The sequence below is a fragment of the Streptomyces desertarenae genome (assembly GCF_042681365.1).
Classification (GTDB): domain Bacteria; phylum Actinomycetota; class Actinomycetes; order Streptomycetales; family Streptomycetaceae; genus Streptomyces; species Streptomyces desertarenae.
In genome coordinates this window covers 1-20209 of record NZ_JBHUFU010000024.1, presented here as the reverse complement: position 1 = coordinate 20209, position 20209 = coordinate 1, and the positions used below count along the sequence as shown (strand labels likewise).

Sequence of the window (20209 nt, the reverse complement as noted above, 5' to 3'; positions counted from 1 at the left end):
CGGACGGCGGTCAGCCCCTCTCCGGGGAGGCCGGCGCGACCGCCTCCCCGGCCTCCGCCGTCCTGAGGCGGGCCCCGGCCGGCCGCGCCCTCCTCGGCTCCGCCCCGCCGGACTCCGGCCGGCGGCCGGCGGCCCGGCGGCCGCCCTGCCCGCGCCGGACGGTGCCGCCGCGGGCCAGGACGACCAGCAGGGCGGCCAGCGTGCCGCCGTACACCCACCCGGCGTTGACGGCCAGCGCGGACACCAGATCCACCAGCCGGTCGGCCGCCCCGCCCGGACCGCTGCCCAGGAACGGCAGGCCGGCGGTGAACGCGATCGGCGCCGCGATCGGCGCGGCGGCCAGGTCTGCGGGCCTCACCCACAGCGCGCACACGGCGCTGACCAGGACGAACGAGATCCCGTAGGGGAGGGACAGGCCGTTCAGCAGCAGCGCGTCCAGACCGCCGGCGGCCACCATCGCCCCCACGGCCAGCAGCCCGCAGCCCAGCCCGGTGAGGCGGGCGCCGGGCGGCCAGGTGCGGCGGGCGGCCACGGCGCCGCCCGCTCTCCTCGCCCCCTTCGGGCCGCCCGCCCCCCGGGCCGGTCCGCGCCCGGGGCGCTCCGGCGGGACCGCCGGGGCCCCCGCGTCCCCGGCGGGCGGGGAGGCAGGGGACGGCGAGGGCTGCGCCGTCCGGCGTCGCGGACGGAGACGGGGGATGCGCGCACTGTGTTGCTCCACCGCACCAACGTAGGACGCCGACCGGTCCCGAGCCGGGGACGGACACGCCAGGGCCGCCCTTTGGAGTGCCCGTAGACTGGTGGATCGGCCCACCCGGGCCCACCCGCCCAAGATCCTCTCGCTCACGGGAAGTCGCCACGTGTCGCTCACGATCGGAATCGTCGGCCTGCCCAATGTCGGCAAGTCGACCCTCTTCAACGCCCTGACCAAGAACGACGTCCTGGCGGCCAACTACCCGTTCGCCACCATCGAGCCCAACGTGGGCGTCGTGGGCGTCCCCGACTCCCGGCTGGCCCGCCTCGCCGAGATCTTCGACTCCCAGCGCGTCCTCCCGGCGACCGTCGACTTCGTCGACATCGCCGGCATCGTCCGGGGCGCCAGCGAGGGCGAGGGGCTGGGCAACAAGTTCCTGGCGAACATCCGCGAGTCGGACGCGATCTGCCAGGTCATCCGGGCCTTCCGGGACGAGAACGTCGTCCACGTCGACGGCAAGGTCTCGCCGAAGGACGACATCGAGACGATCAACACCGAGCTGATCCTCGCCGACCTCCAGACGATCGAGAAGGTCCTGCCCCGGCTCCAGAAGGAGTCCCGGATCAAGAAGGACGTCCAGCCCAAGGTGAAGGCCGTCGAGGAGGCCAAGGCCATCCTGGACGAGGGCCGCACCCTCTTCTCGGCCGGGATCGTCCAGGGCTCGGAGCGGGCGGAGCTCCTGCACGACCTGCACCTGCTCACCACCAAGCCCTTCCTCTACGTCTTCAACGTGGACGAGGAGGAGCTGACCGACGAGGCCTTCAAGGACGAGCAGCGCGCCCTGGTCGCCCCCGCCGAGGCGATCTTCCTCAACGCCAAGCTGGAGGCCGACCTCGCCGAGCTGGACGACGACGAGGCCCTGGAGCTGCTGCAGTCGGTCGGCCAGGAGGAGCCGGGCCTGGCCACCCTCGCCCGCGTCGGCTTCGACACCCTCGGCCTGCAGACCTACCTCACGGCCGGCCCGAAGGAGGCCCGCGCCTGGACGATCAGGAAGGGCGCCACGGCCCCGGAGGCCGCCGGTGTGATCCACACCGACTTCCAGAAGGGCTTCATCAAGGCCGAGGTCATCTCCTTCGAGGACCTGGTGGAGGCGGGCTCGGTCGCCGAGGCCCGGGCCCGCGGCAAGGCCCGCATGGAGGGCAAGGAGTACGTGATGCAGGACGGCGACGTGGTGGAGTTCCGCTTCAACGTGTAGCGGGTGATGTGGCACTACGCCATCGACCTGGCGGATGCGCAGGTCGAAGGGGGTCTGACTCGCCGGAGTCAGGCCCCTCGGTCTTCGCCGTGCCGGACGGACACCGGATCCCCCGAGCCCTCGCCCCGGCGTCGCGCCTGCTGCGGCCGCGGTCGTGGTCTCGGTGCGCCGGCCGGCGGGGCGCGCACCGGGGGGTTCGGCAGCGGCCCGGCCGAGGGGCCCGACGGCAGACGGCCCCGGCCGGCGCCGTGACCCCGCCTCCGCGCCCCCTCCGCCTCCGCCCATGGCGTCCCCGTGGTGGTTCGAACCCGCGGCGGGCGCGTACCCGCGGCGTCGGCCGCCCGCTCCCGGCGCCGGTGCCCGGAGCGGGCGGTCCCGGCGGGAGGCCCGCACGACCTGTCAGCCGCGCGGCACCGCGCCCTCCTGCCGGACACGCCGGTCGCCCTCGCGGTAGAGCACCAGGTGCTCGTGGAAGAGAACACCGTCGCGGATGTCGCCGGTGGCGGTGAAGCCGGTGTCGTCGACGTAGTCGATGTGGTCGCCGGTGACGGTGTACCGGCCGGTGTAGGCGCTCCGACGTTGCCCGCGGGCCTCGTCGTAGCGGCCGTCCGGCAGTAGTTCCTGGCGGATGAATCCGTCCGCGGTCACCCACATCCCGACGTACGGGTGCGGGTCGCGGTGCGTGTCGTTGCCGGTCATGGTTCCACCCTCGGCCCCCCGGCGCGAAGCGGCCAGGCCGCCGTCTCCCCAGGTGCGGGCTTCCTGGGAGGCGTGCACCCACGATCGCGAGCGGGGCGGTGCGGCGCCGAGCGCGCGGGCCGCCGTCGCGAGCGGGAGGGCCGACCCTGGGTGCCGCACACCTGGGGACACGGCGGCCTGGTTCCGACTCCGCACGGCGGCGAACCTGGTGGTCGTGCGGCTGCGGCAACCGCCGGGCAGCCGCCCCGCCCGCGTGGGCGCTCGCTTCGCTCGCCGGGCCGACCGACGAGCCGACTCCCCCCGAGGAACACCATGACCATCACCAGCACCGACACCGTGGACTGGAACCGGAAGGCACTCGACGAGATCGTCGCGAACGACGGTGGCCGTCCGGTCCTGTTCACCAACGCCCGGATCGTGACGATGGACCCGCTGATCGGGACCATGACCGGTGCCGACATCCTGTTCGTCGGTCCCCTGATCGCGGGCGTCGGCCCCGCCATCGTCACCGCGGCACAGGACGACAACGCCATCGTCGTCGACTGCACGGGCACGACCGTCGTCCCCGCCGTCGTGGACACCGCCGCACTGGTCGGCGGACGCGGCCGACGCTCGGAGTACGTCGCGACGCTGACCCCGGGCAACACCGCCGACTTCCTGGTGGTGCCCGACGAACTCGCCGCCGACGTGCCCGGCGCGGTGGCCGCCCTCGTGTCCCGCCCGGAGCAGGTCCGCGCGCTGGTCGCAGCCGGCCGGCCCGTCCTGTGGGCGGGTGCCGACGCCCCCGGCAGGCCCACCGTCCCCGAGACGGGCATCCCCGCCGCTTCGGACCTGACCGGCAGCCCGCGGCTCGGCGTCTGGATCGACCGGGAGGACTTCCTGCACCAGGAACTCACCGCCGACGGCCGCTACGACGAGACGCGGGGCGGCCGCCCCCACGCCTACCAGGGCCGGTTCTGGATCGACGGCGACCGCATCGACTACCTGGACGACCTCGGCTTCTGGGCCTACGGGAAGTTCGAGGGCGACGAACTGCACCACGCGGGTTACGTCATGAAGCGCAGCCGGCCGTAGGCCGCACCTGTCCGCGTCCTGGTCCCGGGTGCGTGACACCCGGGGGAACGGCGCCCTGGTTGCCCCGGCCGGACCGGCAGGACCGGAGACCGAGCAGCGCCGATGCGTCGGCAGCCCACCATCCCCTCCCCGAAAGCCACGGGAAGCAGACCCCCATGAACGTCAACGACACCACCAGTGCCGCCGTCCTCGACCGGCTCCGGCGCCGCCCCGCGGACGAGCGGCGCATCCTGTTCACCGGTGCGGCCATCGTCACCATGGACCCCGCCCTCGGTGTCCTGCACGACGCCGACCTGCTCGTCGAGGGCGACACCGTCGTCGCCGTCGGCCCGGACCTCGACGCCGGCGATGCCGTGGTCGTCGACGCCACCGGCTCCGTCCTCAGCCCCGGCTTCGTCGACACCCACCGGCACGCCTGGGAGACCCAGCTGCGCCGCATCATGCCGGACGTCGACGACCTCGGCGCCTACGTCGTGTCCACCCTGGCCGGCTACGCCACGGTCTACCGGCCCGAGGACATGTACACCGGCACCAGGCTGGCCGCCCTCACCGCGATCGACAGCGGCATCACGACCATGCTCGACTTCTCCCACAACGCCCGCACCCCCGAACACTCCGACGCCGCGATCGAGGCCCTCCGCGACACCGGAATCCGCGGCGTGCACGCTTCCATGGGCCCGCACTTCGGCGACTGGGACAAGCAGTGGCCCGGCGACCTGAGCCGCATCAGGGAGCAGTACTTCAGCAGCGACGACCAGCTGCTGACCCTGCGCCTGGCCACGCTCGCCACCGACGAGATCGCCGGCCCGGCACTCGCCTACGGCCCCGAACTCGCCCGCGTCGCCAGGGACCTGAGCATCGGGGTGAGCGTGGACGCGGTCTTCGGCGCGCCCTCCTCCGAGGCGATCCTGCGCTGGGCGGAGGAAGGCATCCTCAGCCCCGACGTCACCCTCATCCACGCCACCGGACTGACCCCCGAAGCGTGGAAGGCGATGGGGGAGACCGGCACCACCGTGGCCCTCGCCCCCACCTCCGACGCGCAGATCGGTCTGGAAACCGCGATCCCCGCCGTCGACGAGGCCCTGTCCGCCGGCATCCGTCCCGGACTGAGCATCGACGTCGAAGTCGCCCTGGTCAGCGACATGTTCACCCAGATGCGCACCCTGCACGCCATCCAGCGGATGCGGGCCGTCAACGCCGCCCACGGCACCGACCGGCAGCCCCGCCGCATCACCACCCACGACGTCCTGGACTTCGCGACCCTCCAGGGCGCCCGTACCAACGGCCTGGAGGCCGTCACCGGCTCGCTCACCCCGGGCAAGAAGGCCGACCTGCTGGTCACCCGGGCCGAGGACCTCAACAACATGCCGCTCAACGACCCGATCGGCACGATCGTGCTGGGGTCCGACGCCCGCAACATCACCGCCGTTTTTGTGGGCGGCGAGCCCCGCAAGTGGAACGGCCACGTCCTCGACGTCGACCTGCCCGCCCTGCGCCGCGAGGTCCACGCCTCGCGCGAGTACGTGCTGAACACCCCGGCAGCCTGAGCATCCCCGGCTCCCCCGGCCGGCCCCGGCGTCGCGGCGGTGACCGCCCTCACCGCCGGTACGGCGGGGGAGGCCGGGGCGACGGCGGTCCCGGACACGCGGTGGTGTGCGGGCACGCCCGTACCGCACCGGCACCGGGCCGACCGGCCCGCAGCGCTCCACCCGGACCGCGGACGCTCGGCGGTGCGGGCCCCAAGGGGGCCTGTCCGGGGCAGGGGACCCCGAAGGGCACCGGGCGCCGGAGTGCGCCCCGGAAGGCACCGGCAGGAGCGCAGGCGCCGGTGGGCTCGTCCGAGGGGCGGGGCCGGAACGTGTTGACCGCATGTGACATGTACGTGTCTTCGGTGCACGCACCCTTGTGCCTTTCCTATGGATGGGTGAACCTTTCGTGCGGCGGATCGTTTGCGCATCGCGCGGACCTGGTGCCTCGATTTGTCATGCGCATGAATGCCCTCACCAGCGCACCCCCACAGGAGGAGGAACCCTCATGGCAGCGACGCGTCCCACCCGGCGCAGACGCATCCGGACGGCCGCGGTGACCGCCGCGGCCCTGGCCGTCGGCCTCGCCCCCGGGCTGACCGCCGTGGCGGCCCCCGCCCCGCCGGCCGAAGGCGTGATCCAGAACGCCGGGGCACCGGGAGCGATCAAGGGAAGCTACATCGTGACCCTCGACGAGGGCGCCGTCGACTCCGGCACCTCCAAGGGGCGGTCCCTGGTGGAGCGGTACGGGGCCACGATCGAGCGCACCTACCACGAAGCCCTCAACGGCTACGCCGTCCAGTTGACGGAGGCCGAGGCCAAGCGGCTCGCGGCCGACCCGGCCGTGGCCGCGGTCGCCCAGGACCAGCGGGTGTCCGTCACCGCGACCCAGACCAACCCGCCCTCGTGGGGCCTGGACCGCATCGACCAGAGGTCCCTGCCGCTCGACAGCCGCTACACCTACCCCGACTCCGCCGGTGACGGCGTGACCGCCTACATCATCGACACCGGTGTGCGGATCAGCCACGCCGACTTCGGCGGACGCGCCCGCTACGGCTACGACGCCATCGACGGGGACACCAGCGCCGGCGACGGCAACGGCCACGGCACCCACGTGGCCGGCACGGTCGCGGGCACCGCCCACGGCGTGGCCAAGAAGGCCGACGTCGTGGCCGTGCGCGTGCTGGACAACAACGGCTCCGGCACCATCTCCGGCGTGGTCGCGGGCGTCGACTGGGTGACGCGGAACGCCGTCAAGCCCGCCGTGGCCAACATGAGCCTGGGCGGCGGCGCCAACTCCACCCTCGACACCGCCGTGCGCAACTCCATCGCCTCCGGCGTCACCTACGCCGTGGCCGCGGGCAACGAGAGCAGCAACGCCTCGGGCTCGTCGCCGGCCCGCGTCGCCGAGGCCATCACCGTCGGCTCCACCACCAGCACCGACGCCCGCTCCTCCTTCTCCAACTACGGCAGCATCCTGGACATCTTCGCGCCGGGCTCCTCCATCACCTCCACCTGGCACACCTCCGACAGCGCCACCAACACCATCTCCGGCACCTCGATGGCCTCGCCGCACGTCGCCGGCGCCGCCGCGCTGTACCTGGGGGAGAACCCGAACGCCACCCCGACCCAGGTCGCGGCCGGCCTGGACTCGGCCGCCGTCACCGGCGTCGTCTCCGGCCCCGGCACCGGATCCCCGAACAAGCTGCTGAACGTGGGCGAGGGCGACCCGGGCGAGGAGCCGCCGACCGGCGACCGCTTCGAGAACACCGCCGACTACCCGATCCGCGACAACGCCACGGTGGAATCCCCGATCACCGTCTCGGGCATCAGCGGCAACGCCCCCTCGAACCTGCGGGTCGAGGTCGACATCCGGCACACCTACAGCGGTGACCTCCAGGTCGACCTGGTCGCGCCCGACGGCACCGCCTACCGCCTGAAGAACTACGGGACGGGCGGCAGCGCCGACGACGTGGTCGGCACCTACACCGTCGACGCCTCCTCCGAGACCGCGAACGGCACCTGGAGGCTGCGGGTCGGCGACAACGCCCGGTGGGACACCGGCACGATCAACTCCTGGGCGCTGCAGTTCTGACGCCCGGCCCGCGGACCCGGGCCCGCGGCGGCCCGGTCCGCGGGGGACCGCCGGGAGCCCCCGAGGGATCCGGGCGGCCCCGGCGGACCGGTGAGCGGTCCCGCCCACCGCAGTGATCCGGCCCCCACGGCCCTGCCGTGGGGGCCGGAGCCGTTCCGAACAGGGCTCTGAACAGTGCTTCATCACATCGGGTGAAACTCTGGCCGTTTGTTGCGGGGTGCAACAGTCCGTTGTCAAGCTGTTGCGCACCGTCGAGCCGTTGGGAGGGGCACGTGCCTTTCGGTGAGCAGCCCGCATATCTGCGTGTGGCCGGAGATCTCCGCCGGAAGATCGCCGACGGAACGCTTCCGCCGCGCACCCGGCTTCCATCGCAGGCCCGCATCCGCGCGGAGTACGGCGTGTCGGACACCGTCGCCCTGGAGGCGCGCAAGGTGCTGATGGCCGAGGGCCTGGTCGAGGGCCGCTCGGGCTCGGGGACGTACGTGCGCGAGCGGCCGGTGCCGCGCAGGGTGATCCGGACGGGGTACCGGTCGGCCGGAGGCTCCAGCCCGTTCCGGCAGGAGCAGGCCGACGAGCGGGTGGACGGCACCTGGGAGTCGCGCAGCGAGCAGGAGGAGGCGGACGCGAGGATCGCCGAGCGCCTGCGGATCAAGGAGGGGGAGCGGGTGATGCGCACCCACTACCTGTTCCGCGTGGACGGGGAGCCGTCGATGCTCTCGACCTCCTGGGAGCCGCTGTCGCTCACCGGGCGCACCCCCGTGATGCTGCCGGAGGAGGGCCCGCTGGGCGGGCGCGGGGTGGCCGAGCGGATGGCGGCCATCGACCTGGTCGTGGACAACGTGGTGGAGGAGGTCGGCGCCCGCCCCGGGCTGGCGGAGGAGATGCTCGCGCTGGGCGGGGTCCCGGGGCACACCGTCCTGGTCATCGAGCGCACGTACCGCGCCGGCGGACGTCCGGTGGAGACGGCGGACGTGGTCGTGCCGGCGGACCGGCACCGCATGGTGTACCACCTCCCGGTGCGCTGAAGGCTCCCGTGCGCCCCTGGAGGGGCACCGCCACTCGCACACCTGGCCGAAAGCATGTCTCATCGTGCCAACTCGAATGCACTGAGTGAAGCCGGGGCGTAGGCTCGGGCATATGCAGACCGGCGGAGCGTCAGGGGGCGGAGTGCGTCAGGGGGCACGGGTCCGGGGGAGTGCGCGATGAGCGAAAGCGGCATCGCGCTCCCCTGGTTGGTCATACGGCAGGACGCGAACGGCAACCGCTACCGTGTCGGCCGCTACGCCACCCGAGCCGAGGCGCAGAGCATGGCCGAGCGGCTGAGCGGAGGCGTTGCGGGGGGCGCCGCCGGCGCGGACGGCGCCGGGAGGAGCGCGGAGGAGCGGCGCTACCTGGTCGAGCGGCTGCGCCGCGGAAACGGTGATCACGCCTGACTCCGGGCACAATCGGGTATATGGGCATTTAGTCCGATTCCTATGGGATGGTGGTGTCCGGACGGGAACCCGAGCGTGGACGAGGACGGCGTGAGCGATCCCCCCAAGACCTTCCACAGCGCGGGCGAGCGGTTGAGCACGTCGCTGCTCGAGACGCTGCGCATCGGCATCGTCATGTTCGACGCGGAGGGGTACGTCCGGCTGTGGAGCCCGGCCACCGAGGAGATCCTGGGCTGGCCCGCCGAGGAGGTCGTCGGGCGTTACTACGCCGACTACCTCACCGGCCCTCCCGTGGCCTCGCCCTCCGGCGCCCCCGCCCGGGCCGGGGAGATCTACGCGACCCTCCAGCACGAGAAGTACTGGCGCGGCATCCTGCGCGTGCGCCGCCCCGACGGCCGCGCCGTCGAGGTCGAGGGACGCGCCTCGCTGATCACCCCCGCGGGGGGCAGACCGTTCATTCTGGCCAACCTCGTCGAGACCTCCCGGCTGCGCGCGGTCGAGCACGACCTCGCCGCGCTCGACGCCCTCTTCGCCACCTCCCCGCTGGGCATCGCCTTCCTCGACACCGAGCACCGCTACGTCCGGGTCAACGACGCGCTCGCCCGCCTCAACGGCGTACCCGTCTCCGAGATCCTGGGCAGGAGCATCCGGGACGTCCTGCCCCCGCACCTGGCCGACAGCCTCGTCCAGATCCAGTCCCTGGTGCTGCAGACGGGCCGGCCCGTGGTGGACACGGTCATCGCGGCGCCCGACGGACACGGCTGGCGCTCGGTGTCCTACGGCAGGCTCACCTCGCCCGACGGCCGCGTCCTCGGGGTGAGTTCCACGATCATGGACGTCACCGAGCGGCGCGACGCGATGGAGAAGATCGAGCGGGCCCGCCAGCGGCTCAAGCTCCTCGACGACGTCGGAGTGGCCCTCGGCGACCTGCTCGACGTCCCCCGGATCGCCCGGGCCCTCGCCGACTGCCTCGTCCCGCGCTTCGCCGACCACGCCGGCGTGATGCTGTACGCCGCCGTGGCGCACGGCGGCGAACTGCCCCGCCCCGACCGCCTGCCCGACTCCCCGCTGCTCCAGCTGGGCGCCGCCGCCAAGACCAGCGGCCCGGCCGTCGAAGCGCTGCTGCGGGTGGGGCGGGAGGTCACCTTCCCGCCGGAGTCGGTGTTCGGCGAGGTGCTCTCCTCGGCCGCCCCCCACATGACCCTGACCGAGGAGGAGTTGCACTCCGCGACCTGCTCCACCGACCCCGCGCTCGCCGCGGCCGCTCCCCCGGACGCCGACTCCGTCCTGGTCGTCCCGCTGCGGGCCCGCGGCGTCGTCCTCGGGCTGCTGGTGCTCAGCCGCTCCGGGGGCCGCGCCCCCTTCGACCGCGACGACCTCGCGCTCACCATGGAGCTGACCGGACGCGCCGGGATCAGCCTGGACAACGCCCGCCTCTACGCCCGCGAGCGCGAGAGCGCCCTGATGCTCCAGCGCAGCCTGCTGCCCCAGCGCGTGCCCTCGCCGCCCGGCGTGCAGGTCGCCTACCGCTACGTCCCCAGCGGCAGCCGGGCCGAGGCCAGGGCGGAGGCGGGCGGCGACTGGTTCGACGTGATCTCCCTCGCGGGCGGGCGGGTCGCCCTCGTCGTCGGCGACGTGATGGGCCACGGGATGCGCGCCGCGGCCACGATGGGGCGGCTGCGCACGGCGGTGCGCACCCTGGCCGGACTGGACCTGCCGCCCGCCGAACTGCTGCGCCGCGTCAACGACCTGGCCGACGACCTGGCCCCGGGACCGGACGAACCCCTGATGGCCACCTGCGTCTACGCCGTCTACGACCCCTCCACCCGCCGCTGCACCCTGGCCTCGGCCGGGCACCTGCCCCCGCTGCTGCTCGCCGGCCGCCGGGACGAGGGCTGGGCCGTCGCGTCCGTCGAGGCCCCCTCGGGCGTCCCCCTCGGCATCGACGGGGTGGAGTTCGAGTCGGTGGAGCTGGAGGTGGAGGAGGGAGCGGTCCTCGCCCTCTACACCGACGGGCTGATCGAGCACCGCGGCGAGGACATCACCGAGGGGCTGGACCGGCTGGTCTCCCTGCTGGCCGGCCTGCCGCGGCAGCCCTTCCTGGAGGACATCTGCGACCGGGTGCTCGACGGCATGGCCCCCGGCGGCACCGGACCGGCCGACTCCGCCGACGACGTGGCGCTGCTGATGGCCCGGCTCGGCGGCCTCCCGGAGGGCAGCGCCGCCTCCTGGACCTTCCCCGCCGAGCGCCACGCGGTGCGCCGGGCCCGCGACACCGTCCGCCGGACGCTGCGCGGGTGGGGGCTGGGAGCCCTGGCCGACGACGCGGTGCTGCTCGTCAGCGAGCTGGTCACCAACTCCCTGCGCCACGCCCACGGCCCCATCGGGGTGCGGATGGTGCGCGGCTCGTCCCTGCTGGTGGAGGTCTCCGATCCGCTGCCCGTCCCGCCCCGGGAGCACGTGGCCACCGTGGACGACGAGGGCGGGCGCGGCATCCAGCTCGTCGCCCGCGGGTCGCGCCGCTGGGGGACGCGGCACGGGCCGATCGGCAAGACCGTGTGGTTCGAACTCCCCCTGCCCTGACACCGCCACGGCGGCCCGCGGCGCGCGGGAGGCGCCCGCGGCGCCGTCCGGAGTGCGCCGGGGCTCCGGCAACGCCCCAGGCCACAGGGCTGTGCCGGGGGAACGATCCCATCGCCCCCGTCAACAGGGCGGTGGCCCGCGCGCCTTGACGCTGTGTCGATGAGACCGGAAAAATTACGCCACGCCACGCCACGTGTCCCCCTCCTCCGGCGGCGCCGCCGCCGGTACCGGTCCGCGGGCCGCACCGTCCCGGTGTGTGGTTCGGGCCGACTCTGCCTGGTTAGGAGAGAGGAGGAACGGGACTGGCTCGGTCTCCGCCGGACGTGGCGGGGACCGTGCGGTGGTCGGGACCGGTGTGTTCCGGGCGGCACGCGCCTGGGAGGATGCCGGGCCGGAACAGGAAGGGGCGGCGTTGAGCGACATCCCAGCCGAGGCGGGAAAGCCGGACGACGTACGCCGGGCCCTGGCGCTGCTGAACGCGGCGGGGGCCCGGATAGGCAACTCCCTCGATCTGGACACCACCGCCCGGGAACTGCTCGACGTCGCCGTGCCGCAGTTCTGCGACCTGGCCTCCGTGGACCTGTACCCCGAGGTGTTCTCCGGTGAGGACCCCCGGGCCGGCGAGGGCCTGGACGGCACCCGCCCGCTGCGCCGGGTCGCCTTCGCCAGCGCCGTCTCCGACGGCCCCATCACCCTCGGCCGCCGCGCCGGCGGCGACCCCGACCCCGAACCGGTCGAACTCGGCAGCGTCCACAGCTATCCGGCGGGCTCCCCGTACGCCGACGCCCTGCGCACCGGTCGCGTCCAGCGCGCCGCCGGGACCCTGGTGCAGTCCACCCTCGCGGTGCCCATGGTGGCGCGCGGCCGGGTGCTGGGGCTGGTGCAGTTCTCCCGCACCAAGGGCAGCGAGCCCTTCGGGGAACGCGACGCGGCCCTCGGCGCCGAGCTGGCCGCCCGCGCCGCCGTCTGCGTCGACAACGCCCGCCTGTACCGCAGGGAGCACGAGCGCGCCCTGATCCTCCAGCGCAGCCTGCTGCCCCCGGACGACCCCGAGGCCGCCGGACTCGACATCGCCTGCCGCTACCTGCCCGGCACCGCGGCGACCGAGGTGGGCGGCGACTGGTTCGACGTCATAGAGCTCCCCGGCCACCGCACCGCCCTGGTGGTCGGCGACGTGATGGGCCGCGGACTGCGCGCCGCCGTCGCCATGGGCGAACTGCGCACCGCCGTGCGGACGCTCGCCCTGCTGGACCTGGAGCCCGCCGAGGTGCTGGGCGCGCTGGACGAGATCGCCCGCGGTCTGGGCGCCTCCCGCGACGGCCGCGGGGAGCACTCGGGCCGGGGCGCCGACCTGTCCGAGGTGTACCTGGCCACCTGCGTCTACGCCGTCTACGACCCCGTCACCCGCCGCTGCACCTTCGCCAACGCCGGGCACCTGCCGCCCGTGCTGGTCGAGCCCCGCGAGGACGGCGGCGAGCAGCCCGCGCTGCTGCTGGAGGTCCCCCGGGGGGTGCCGCTGGGCGTGGGCGGCGAGCCCTTCGAGGAGACGGAGGTCGAACTGCCGGACGGCGCGCTGCTCGCCCTCTACACCGACGGCCTGGTCGAGTCCCGCTACCAGCCGCTGGACGAGGGGCTCCAGGCCCTGCGCACCACGCTGGCCGGACCGGATCGCCCGCTGGAGGACGTCTGCGACGAGGTGCTGGGCGCACTGGAGACCCACCACGGCGAGGACGACATCGCCCTGCTGCTGGCCCGCATCCAGGGACTGCCGGCCGACGCGGTGGGCGACTGGAGGCTGCCCGCCGAGCCCCGCTCGGTCTCCCGCGCCCGCGAGCTGGCCTGCCGCCAGCTGGCCGCCTGGGACCTGGAGGAGCTGAGCGACACCACCGAGCTCCTCGTCAGCGAGCTGGTCACCAACGCGCTGCGCCACGGCAAGGGGGACATACGGCTGCGCCTGCTGCTGGACCGCACCCTGGTCTGCGAGGTCTGGGACTCGGACCTGGTCCAGCCGCGCCGCCGCCGGGCCCGCGACACCGACGAGGGCGGGCGCGGCCTCCAGCTCGTCGACCTGCTCTCGGCCGGCTGGGGCAGCCGCCGCACCCCCCGCGGCAAGACGGTCTGGTTCGAGCTCGGCCTCCCCGGGGGCGGCGAGGCCAAGCCCCCGGACACCGCGCAGGCCCTGCTGAGCCTGTTCTGATCCGCCGCGCCCGGCCGTGTCCCGGGGCGCCCGCATCCGCCCGGGCGCCCCGGGACACGGCCGGACGCGAGGAGTGCCGTGCGTCACATCCGCGCGGCCGGGACGTCCGCACGGGCCCGCGTCCGCCCGGGCGCAAGAGGACGAAACCCCCGGCCGGGGGGCCGTGCGGCGCCGCGGCGGGGCGGGCGGCGGCGGCCGCCCCGCCGCGGCGCCGCACGGGAGCGAGCCGCCGTTCCCCGCCCACCGGCGCCGGGCCCGTACCATGGAAGGACGACAGGCCGTGGCGATGATCAGCCCGGCGGGCGCGCGACGCACCGGTCGCGCCGCCATCCACGACCCCGGGAGAAGCGCCCCCAGCATGCCCACGCGCCACGACATCCGTAACGTCGCCATCGTCGCCCACGTCGACCACGGCAAGACCACCCTGGTCGACGCCATGCTCAAGCAGGCCGGCGCCTTCGCCGCCCACCAGCAGGTGGACGACCGGGTGATGGACTCCAACGACCTGGAACGCGAGAAGGGCATCACCATTCTCGCCAAGAACACCGCGGTCAAGTACCACCCCAAGGGCGGCGGCGACCCCGTCACGATCAACATCATCGACACCCCCGGCCACGCCGACTTCGGCGGTGAGGTCGAGCGCGGCCTGTCGATGGTCGACGCGGTCGTGCTGCTGGTGGACGCCTCCGAGGGCCCGCTGCCGCAGACCCGCTTCGTCCTGCGCAAGGCGCTCCAGGCCCGGCTGCCGGTCATCCTGTGCATCAACAAGACCGACCGGCCCGACGCCCGCATCGACGAGGTCGTCAACGAGACCTACGACCTCTTCCTGGACCTGGACGCGGACGAGGAGCAGATCGAGTTCCCCATCGTCTACGCCTGCGCCCGCGACGGCGTCGCCTCGCTGACCAAGCCCGAGGACGGCACCGTCCCGGCCGACAGCGACAACCTGGAGCCGTTCTTCTCCACGCTCCTGGAGTACGTCCCGGCCCCCTCCTACGAGGAGGGCGCCCCGCTCCAGGCGCACGTCACCAACCTGGACGCCGACAACTTCCTCGGCCGCATCGCGCTGCTGCGCGTCGCCCAGGGCGAGTTGCGCAAGGGCCAGACGGTGGCCTGGATGAAGCGTGACGGCTCCGTCCAGAACGTGCGCATCACCGAGCTGCTGATGACCGAGGCGCTGACCCGCAAGCCGGCCGAGAAGGCCGGCCCGGGCGACATCTGCGCCGTGGCCGGCATCCCCGACATCACCATCGGCGAGACCCTGGCCGACCCGGAGAACCCGGTCGCGCTGCCGCTGATCACCGTCGACGAGCCGGCGATCTCCATGACCATCGGCACCAACACCTCGCCGCTGGTCGGCCGGGGCGGCACCGGCAAGGGCGCGGACGCCAAGGCGGCCGTGAAGGACCGCAAGGTCACCGCCCGCCAGGTCAAGGACCGCCTGGACCGCGAGCTGATCGGCAACGTCTCGCTGCGGGTGCTGGAGACCGACCGCCCCGACGCCTGGGAGGTGCAGGGCCGCGGCGAGCTGGCGCTGGCCATCCTGGTCGAGACGATGCGCCGCGAGGGCTACGAGCTGACCGTCGGCAAGCCGCAGGTGGTGACCAAGGAGGTCGACGGCAAGGTCCACGAGCCGGTCGAGCGCCTCACCATCGACGTGCCCGAGGAGCACATGGGTGCCGTCACGCAGCTCATGGGCACCCGCAAGGGCCGCATGGACAACATGTCCAACCACGGCTCGGGCTGGGTGCGCCTGGAGTTCGTGGTGCCCTCCCGCGGTCTGATCGGCTTCCGCACGGAGTTCCTGACCCAGACCCGCGGCACCGGCATCGCCCACTCCATCCACGAGGGCCACGAGCCCTGGTTCGGCGAGCTGAAGACCCGCAACAACGGCTCGCTCGTCGCGGACCGGTCCGGGACGGTCACGGCGTTCGCGATGACCAACCTCCAGGAGCGCGGGGTGCTCTTCGTGGAGCCGGGCACCGAGGTGTACGAGGGCATGATCGTCGGCGAGAACTCGCGCTCCGACGACATGGACGTGAACATCACCAAGGAGAAGAAGCTCACCAACATGCGGTCCTCGACCGCCGACGTGGCCGAGTCCATCGTCCCGCCGCGCAAGCTGTCGCTGGAGCAGTCCCTGGAGTTCTGCCGCGACGACGAGTGCGTGGAGGTGACCCCGGAGGCCGTGCGCATCCGCAAGGTCGTGCTGGACCAGAAGGAGCGCGCCCGGGCCGCCTCCCGGGCCAAGCACGCCTGACCCCGTCCCGCCCCGCGGGCGGCGGCCACGGCCGCCGCCCGCGGGGCGGAAGCGGCAAGGACGCCCGCCCCCTCCGTCCGGGGGCGGGCGTTCCGGTGTGCTCCGCAGGGGTCCGCGCCCGGGCCGTGCCGGCGGCCGCCCCGGTCGCGCGCCTTCCGGTTCCGGCCGTGGTACCGAGCGAGGAATCGTCAACCGAGTTTGTTGCGCAGTCCGTCCGCAATGCGGACCAGGTGCACCGGAAGAAGCGTTAACAGTCCGTTTCGCGGGCGTCTGTAACGGATTATTTTGTCCGGATTTCGAGCAAGCGACCGGCTGTGATGTGACCAAACCGAGATCCCTCAGCAGTGGTTTACGCGCGCCGATTACCCAATAGTTGGGTCATTGAATCCGGATCGAGGAGCGTGCGCACTGACCGCGCTGACTCGTGACAACGGGACCCGCTGAGGTCGGCGCACAGCTGGCAGGGGAAGCGGCGGACCGTCCGTACAGACAGTGGACTCCTGAGGAGGCAAACCCATGCGCGGTGCCAAGAGCGCCAAGTGGGTCGCAAGCGCGATAGCCGTGGTCCTGGCTGCGACCGCTTGCGGTGGCGGCGACAGCGGCGAGTCGAAGTCCGGCTCGGGCGACGGCTACGTGTCGATCGAGGTCGGTGAGCCGCAGAACCCGCCGATCCCCTCGGACACCAACGAACACAACGGGTCCTACCTGGTCAAGGCGCTCTTCACCCAGCTGCTCGAGTTCGACAACAACGGTGAGATCGTCTACCTCAACGCCGAGTCGGTGGAGAGCGACGACGCCAAGGTCTGGACGGTCAAGCTGAAGGACGGCTGGACCTTCCACAACGGCGAGAAGGTCACCGCCAAGTCCTACGTGGACACCTGGAACTGGGCCGCCAACATCAAGAACAACCAGAAGAACAGCCTCTGGTTCTCCGACATCAAGGGTTACGAGGACGTCCACCCGGAGAAGGGCGAGCCGAAGGCCGAGACCATGTCCGGTCTCAAGGTCGTCGACGACCTCACCTTCACCATCGAGCTGAGCAAGCCGGTCCCGTACTTCCAGTACAAGCTCGGCTACACCACCTGGGCCCCGCTGCCCAGCGTCGCCTTCGAGGACCCGAAGGCGTTCGGCGAGAAGCCGATCGGCAACGGTCCCTACAAGTTCGAGAAGTGGGACCACAACAAGCTCTTCCAGGTCGCCGCCTACGACAAGTACAAGGGCGAGGACAAGGCCCACAACAAGGGCATCAAGTTCAAGAACTACTCGACCGTCGAGGCCGCCTACCAGGACCTCCTCTCCGGCAACGTCGACATGGTCCGCACCATCGGTGCCAAGGACCTGCCGAAGTACAAGGAGGACCTGGGCGAGCGCGCGATCGAGCAGCCCTACGCGGCGGTCCAGAGCATCGTCCCGGCCTTCTACAGCAAGCCCTTCAAGGACGTCGACCCCAAGGTCATCCAGGGCCTGTCGATGGCGATCGACCGCGAGACCATCGCCAAGACCGTCCTCAACGGCACCCGCGAGGCGGCCACCAGCTTCACCCCGCCGCAGGTCAAGGGCAACCAGGACCTCGACACCGACGTCTTCACCTTCAACCCGAAGAAGGCGAAGCAGCTGGTCGAGGAGGGCGGTGGCGTCCCGGGCAACAAGATCTGGATCCAGTTCAACGCCGACGGCGGCCACGCCGAGTGGATCACCGCGGTCTGCGAGAACATCCGCCAGAACACCGGTGTGGAGTGCATCCCGGACTCCAAGCCGGACTTCCAGACCGACCTGGACCTGCGCGACGCCAACAAGGTCAAGGGCCTGTACCGCGGCGGCTGGGTGGCCGACTACCCGCTGAACGTCAACTTCATGCGGGAGCTGTACCACAGCAAGGCCGAGGCCAACAGCGGCCGCTTCTCCAACAAGGAGATCGACGCCCTCTTCGAGAAGGGCGACAGCGCCTCCTCCCTGGAAGAGTCGATCAAGCTCTACCAGGAGGCCGAGAAGAAGCTGGTCGAGCAGATGCCCGCCATCCCGATGTTCAACTACAAGCTGAACGCCGGCTACAGCGAGCGCGTGGACAACGTGAAGGTGGACTGGCACGGCGACCTGGTCGTGAACGAGGTCACCGTCAAGTAAGTCCGCCCGCGGTCCGTCCGCATCCGGCCATCCCCCGTCGTCCGCCTGCCGGGCGGGCGACGGGGCAAGGCATCCGGGGGCCGTTCCTGCCACAGCGGGACGGCCCCTGGGCCTGTCGTAACCAATGGAGGAAAAATGGGGCGCTACGTCGCGCGGCGACTGCTCCAGATGATCCCGGTGTTCATCGGATCGACACTGCTGATCTTCCTGATGATGTACAGCCTGCCCGGCGACCCCGTGCGCGCGCTGTACGGCGAGCAGGCGATCGACGAAGCCCAGATCGCAGCGATCAAGAAGGACCTGGGACTGGACCTGCCGCTCTGGCAGCAGTACTGGAACTACCTGACAGGACTCTTCCAGGGAGACTTCGGCACCCAGATCGCCAGCGGCAGACCGGTCGCCGACGTCATCAGCGACGCCCTGCCCGTGACGATCCGGCTGGCCCTGTTCGCGTTCACCTTCGTCGTGCTGATCGGCATCTCCCTCGGGGTGATCGCCGGTCTGAAGGCCGACACGCTGCTCGACCGCGGCATGCTGATCTTCACGCTGCTGCTGATCTCGGTGCCGTCGTTCGTGCTCGGCTACGCCGCCCAGTTCTTCCTCGCGTTCAAGATGGGCATCGCCACCCCGACGGTGCGCGATTCCGAGAACCTCGGCGAGCTGCTGATGCCGGCCGTCGTGCTGGCCTCGCTCTCGCTGGCCTACGTGGTGCGGCTCACCCGTACCTCCATCGTGGAGAACATGCGCTCCGACTACATCCGCACCGCCGTCGCCAAGGGGCTGCCGCGGCGCCGGGTGGTCGGGGTCCACCTGCTGCGCAACTCCCTCATCCCCGTGGTGACCTTCCTGGGCACCGACCTCGGAGCGCTGCTGAGCGGCGCGGTCGTCACCGAGGGGATCTTCAACGTCCAGGGCATCGGCGACGCCGTCTACGAGGCGCTGATCCACCGCGAGGGCTCGACCGTGGTCGGCATCGCGACCCTGATCATCATCATCTACCTCTGCGCCAGCCTGATCGTCGACCTGCTCTACGCGGTCCTGGACCCGAGGATTCGCTATGCCTGATGTGACACAGAAGACCGGACCGGTGACGGGACCCGGCGTCCCCGCACCCTCCTCGCTCGCGGTGGAGCCCGACAAGGGGGTCGGCAGTCTGGGCGGCACGGTCGGCAAGCCCCGGAGCCTGTGGTCCGACGCCTGGCACGACCTGCGGCGCAACCCGCTGTTCGTGATATCCGCCGTCATCATCGCGTTCCTGCTGGTGATGGTCGCCTGGCCGGGCCTGTTCACCAGCGCCTCGCCGCGCCACGGCGACCTGGCGAACCACTACCTCCAGGAGCCCCAGCTCACCAAGTTCTTCTCGCCGGAGTGGCTGGGCTACGACGCGCAGGGCCGCAGCATCTACGCCCGGGTGGTCTACGGCGCCCGCGCGTCGGTGATCGTCGGCGTCGCGGTGACGCTGCTGGTCACTCTCCTCGGCGGCACGATCGGCATGCTGGCCGGCTACTTCGGCGGCATCCTCGACAGCGTCCTGTCGCGCATCATCGACACCTTCGCCGGCATCCCCTTCCTGGTCGGCGCCATGGTGGTCCTCAACGTCTTCGACGTGCGCAGCATCTGGATCGTCACGCTGGCCCTGGCCTTCCTCGGCTGGACCCAGATCGCCCGTGTCGCGCGCGGCTCGGTGATCTCGGTCAAGGGGGCCGACTACGTCCAGGCCGCCCGGGCGCTGGGCGCCGGCACCCGCCGCATCCTGATGCGCCACGTGCTGCCGAACGCCGTCGCCCCGGTGATCGTGGTCGCCACCATCGCGCTGGGCGGCTACATCGCGGCCGAGGCGACCCTGTCCTTCCTCGGCATCGGCCTGTCCGAGCCGACGGTCTCCTGGGGCGGTGACGTCTCCCGGGGCAAGGACCAGCTGAGGAACGCGCCGTTCGTCCTGCTCTCGCCGGCCGTGATGGTCTCCATCACCGTGCTGGCCTTCATCATGCTCGGCGATGCGGTGCGCAACGCCCTCGACCCCAAGCTGCGCTGAGGGAGGCGTACCACATGATCACCATCGACAAGACCGCGCCCACCCCGGACCGGGGCGCCGACGGCGACGCGCCGCTGCTGGAGGTCCGCGACCTCCACGTGGAGTTCCACACCCGCGACGGCGTCGCCAAGGCGGTCAACGGCGTCAACTACTCGGTCTCCGCCGGTGAGACGTTGGCGGTGCTGGGGGAGTCGGGGTCGGGGAAGTCCGTGACCGCGCAGGCGGTCATGGGGATCC

The 20209-nt window shown here is 72.3% G+C and carries 14 protein-coding genes and 1 pseudogene; 13 read left to right on the top strand and 2 right to left on the bottom strand.

Features of this window, described 5'->3' with window-relative positions; translation table 11 throughout:
- Positions 1-10 precede the first annotated feature (10 nt).
- Positions 11-532 (bottom strand): DUF6542 domain-containing protein, encoded by a 522-nt coding sequence (locus ACFSJS_RS25880; protein WP_380904553.1) that lies wholly within the window; start codon positions 530-532, stop codon positions 11-13.
- Between the two features lie 325 nt (positions 533-857).
- Here ACFSJS_RS25880 and ychF point away from each other — a divergent pair, with 325 nt between their 5' ends.
- The gene (gene ychF, locus ACFSJS_RS25875; protein WP_380904551.1) at positions 858-1946 is read left to right on the top strand and encodes a redox-regulated ATPase YchF; all 1089 of its coding nucleotides are present in this window, start codon (positions 858-860) and stop codon (positions 1944-1946) included.
- A gap of 399 nt (positions 1947-2345) precedes the next feature.
- On the opposite strand, the gene ACFSJS_RS25870 is transcribed toward ychF, so the two are convergent.
- Positions 2346-2645 (bottom strand): Atu4866 domain-containing protein, encoded by a 300-nt coding sequence (locus tag ACFSJS_RS25870; RefSeq protein WP_380904549.1) that lies wholly within the window; start codon positions 2643-2645, stop codon positions 2346-2348.
- 312 nt (positions 2646-2957) lie between these two features.
- Between ACFSJS_RS25870 and ACFSJS_RS25865 the strand changes: the two genes are divergently transcribed.
- The 12 genes and pseudogenes from ACFSJS_RS25865 to ACFSJS_RS25810 form a co-directional block, all read left to right on the top strand.
- On the top strand, positions 2958-3719 hold the full coding sequence (locus ACFSJS_RS25865) for an Atu4866 domain-containing protein (RefSeq protein ID WP_380904547.1): 762 nt from the start codon (positions 2958-2960) through the stop codon (positions 3717-3719).
- 155 nt (positions 3720-3874) lie between these two features.
- Positions 3875-5266 carry an amidohydrolase family protein gene (locus ACFSJS_RS25860; protein WP_380904545.1) on the top strand — a complete coding sequence of 464 codons (1392 nt, stop codon included), beginning with the start codon at positions 3875-3877 and terminating at the stop codon, positions 5264-5266.
- A 487-nt stretch (positions 5267-5753) separates the two neighbouring features.
- Positions 5754-7340, top strand: a complete 1587-nt coding sequence (locus tag ACFSJS_RS25855) for a S8 family peptidase (RefSeq protein ID WP_380904543.1) — start codon at positions 5754-5756, stop codon at positions 7338-7340.
- Between the two features lie 272 nt (positions 7341-7612).
- Positions 7613-8365, top strand: coding sequence for a GntR family transcriptional regulator (locus ACFSJS_RS25850; protein ID WP_380904541.1), 753 nt, complete (start codon positions 7613-7615; stop codon positions 8363-8365).
- A 177-nt stretch (positions 8366-8542) separates the two neighbouring features.
- On the top strand, positions 8543-8773 hold the full coding sequence (locus ACFSJS_RS25845) for an SPOR domain-containing protein (protein ID WP_380904539.1): 231 nt from the start codon (positions 8543-8545) through the stop codon (positions 8771-8773).
- Positions 8774-8863: 90 nt separating this feature from the next.
- The gene (locus tag ACFSJS_RS25840; RefSeq protein WP_380904537.1) at positions 8864-11356 is read left to right on the top strand and encodes a SpoIIE family protein phosphatase; all 2493 of its coding nucleotides are present in this window, start codon (positions 8864-8866) and stop codon (positions 11354-11356) included.
- Between the two features lie 448 nt (positions 11357-11804).
- Positions 11805-13553, top strand: a pseudogene (locus ACFSJS_RS25835) (ATP-binding SpoIIE family protein phosphatase); the annotation flags it as partial.
- Positions 13554-13911: 358 nt separating this feature from the next.
- Entirely contained in the window at positions 13912-15813 is a 1902-nt protein-coding gene (gene typA / locus ACFSJS_RS25830; RefSeq protein ID WP_380904535.1) for a translational GTPase TypA, read from the top strand.
- Between the two features lie 516 nt (positions 15814-16329).
- Positions 16330-17937, top strand: coding sequence for a peptide ABC transporter substrate-binding protein (locus ACFSJS_RS25825; protein ID WP_380904533.1), 1608 nt, complete (start codon positions 16330-16332; stop codon positions 17935-17937).
- Between the two features lie 135 nt (positions 17938-18072).
- The gene (locus ACFSJS_RS25820; protein WP_380904531.1) at positions 18073-19002 is read left to right on the top strand and encodes an ABC transporter permease; all 930 of its coding nucleotides are present in this window, start codon (positions 18073-18075) and stop codon (positions 19000-19002) included.
- The gene (locus tag ACFSJS_RS25815) at positions 18995-19972 is read left to right on the top strand and encodes an ABC transporter permease (RefSeq protein ID WP_380904529.1); all 978 of its coding nucleotides are present in this window, start codon (positions 18995-18997) and stop codon (positions 19970-19972) included. Before ACFSJS_RS25820 ends, ACFSJS_RS25815 begins: the two co-directional genes overlap by 8 nt.
- A gap of 14 nt (positions 19973-19986) precedes the next feature.
- Positions 19987-20209 (top strand): ATP-binding cassette domain-containing protein (locus ACFSJS_RS25810; RefSeq protein ID WP_380904527.1); only part of this gene is annotated, 223 nt, incomplete at its 3' end.